This window comes from Bradyrhizobium sp. (genome assembly GCF_049691595.1).
Taxonomy (GTDB): Bacteria; Pseudomonadota; Alphaproteobacteria; order Rhizobiales; family Xanthobacteraceae; genus Bradyrhizobium.
The window spans coordinates 1-1,781 of the sequence record NZ_JBAVNZ010000161.1 but is presented as its reverse complement, the minus strand read 5'-3'; the positions used below and the strand labels follow the sequence as shown (position 1 = coordinate 1,781).

General features: G+C 61.3%; 3 protein-coding genes and 1 pseudogene. 1 reads left to right on the top strand and 3 read right to left on the bottom strand.

Annotated elements, in window-relative coordinates; genetic code table 11:
* On the top strand, nt 1-311 hold a 311-nt coding region (locus WCE35_RS07170), incomplete at its 5' end, for a hypothetical protein (RefSeq protein WP_424592651.1).
* 185 nt (nt 312-496) lie between these two features.
* Here WCE35_RS07170 and fdxA read toward each other — a convergent pair.
* The 3 genes and pseudogenes from fdxA to WCE35_RS07155 all read right to left on the bottom strand — a co-directional run.
* Nucleotides 497-835, bottom strand: a complete 339-nt coding sequence (gene fdxA, locus WCE35_RS07165; RefSeq protein ID WP_424592650.1) for a ferredoxin FdxA — start codon at nt 833-835, stop codon at nt 497-499.
* Between the two features lie 110 nt (nt 836-945).
* Entirely contained in the window at nt 946-1,215 is a 270-nt protein-coding gene (locus WCE35_RS07160; protein WP_424592649.1) for an RNA-binding S4 domain-containing protein, read from the bottom strand.
* 80 nt (nt 1,216-1,295) lie between these two features.
* Nucleotides 1,296-1,781 (bottom strand): annotated as a pseudogene (locus WCE35_RS07155) (helicase-related protein); the annotation flags it as partial.

The window sequence follows — 1,781 nt, the reverse complement described above, 5'->3', positions numbered from 1 at the left end:
TGGAGGCAGTCTTGGCAGCGACCTTCGAAGCATTGGTCTTCGAACCCGTCGCTTTCGCGGCGGTTCTTGCAGTCTTGTTTGGCATTGAGCTTCTTTTGTTTTTTGAGGACTTTGTGGCCGAGGCCTTTCGGGCAGTCTTTGCAGACGCCTTTTCCTTTACCGAAGTATTGGCACGGCCTTTGATCGCGCCGGATCGGGCCACAGCGGCTTTCTTCGAGGTCTTGGACGCACTCTTTTTACGCGTTTTCTGTGACACAGCCTGCGCGCGGAACTACCACGCCCCTGTTCGATGGTTTTACGGAAACCGATAGGGGCCAAAAGAAACACATGGCCGGGTTCGGCTCGAATTTGCGCAATATAGCACATTTTCCGCAAAAATCAATGATTTACACCCTGTTCCGGGGCTGACGGCGACCTTTTGATTATAAGTCCGCCATTAGGGTTAAATCGCCGGGCCGGATTTGGCCGTCCCCGGCGGGGCAGGCCGGGCCGGCAATCAGTCGCCGGTCCCGGGGTTCGGAGAAAAATATTTCTCGAACTTGCCATCCATCCCCTCAAAATCCTTCGCTTCGGGCGGGGATTCCTTCTTCTGGGTGATGTTCGGCCAGCTCTTGGCGTATTCGGTATTGACCTCCAGCCACTTCTCCAGGCCCGGTTCGGTGTCGGGCTTGATGGCGTCGGCGGGACATTCGGGTTCGCAAACGCCGCAGTCTATGCATTCGTCCGGATGGATGACCAGCATGTTCTCGCCCTCGTAGAAGCAATCGACGGGGCAGACCTCAACGCAGTCGGTATATTTGCATTTGATGCAGGCTTCAGTGACGACGTAAGTCATCCAAGGCTCCGAAACGGTCATTTTTCAGGGTTTGCGTAGCGCAGGAAATGCGCTGCCGCAAGGGAAGCCGGACGCCGGAAACGGCCATTTGCCGGCGCGAATCCAGATAACTATTGTTCGCGATCCCGCAAATCCTCGTACAGCACGCGCGCGGCACTCGCATCGCCCCGACGCTCGGAAAATCCCGTGACTTTCAGGATCCGCACGCTGCGATCGAGCCCGATCGTCAACACGTCGCCAAGCTTCACGGTATGGCCGGGGGCTTTTTCGCGCACGCCGTTGATCCGGACATGACCGGCCTCGACCAGCGCGGCCGCCGAGGTGCGCGCCTTCACCACCCGCGCGTGCCACAACCATTTATCGAGACGCTGGCGCTCCAAACAGCCCTGCTGTGGAAAGACGCTTTTCTATTGCCGCGTTTTCTTCACGCGAACCGGTACCCACTTCGCTTGAAAACGCTTTAATCCTTGCGGTTGCCGGCGAGCTGCTCTTTCAGCGCCGCCAGTTTGGCGAACGGCGAATTGGGATCGACCGGGCGATCGCGCTCGCGGGGCGATGCACTGGTCGCATACTGGCGATGCGACGGCCCGCTCTCGCGTCCCTTGTCGCGGCCGCCTTTGTCGCGGCCGCCGAATTCGCGGCCCTTGTCGCGGCCGCCCTTGCGGTCACCTTTACGGTCGCCCTGGAATTTATCGCGGCGCGGCTCGTTGTCGCGCTCCCTGTCCTTGCCCTTGCCTTCAAAACGCTCGCGCGGCGGGCGGGCCTCACGCGCTTCAGCGGCCGGCGCGCCTTCGACCGCAGGTACCGCTGTGGCTTCGGCGGGCGCACCCTCACGGGGTTTTCGGAAATCGCGGTGGCGGTCGCGCCGTCCGTGCCGCTGCCGTTGTTCGGGCTTGGCGCCCTCGCCGCCTTCACCCGCGGCGGCGGCCGGCTGCGCGCCTTGCGC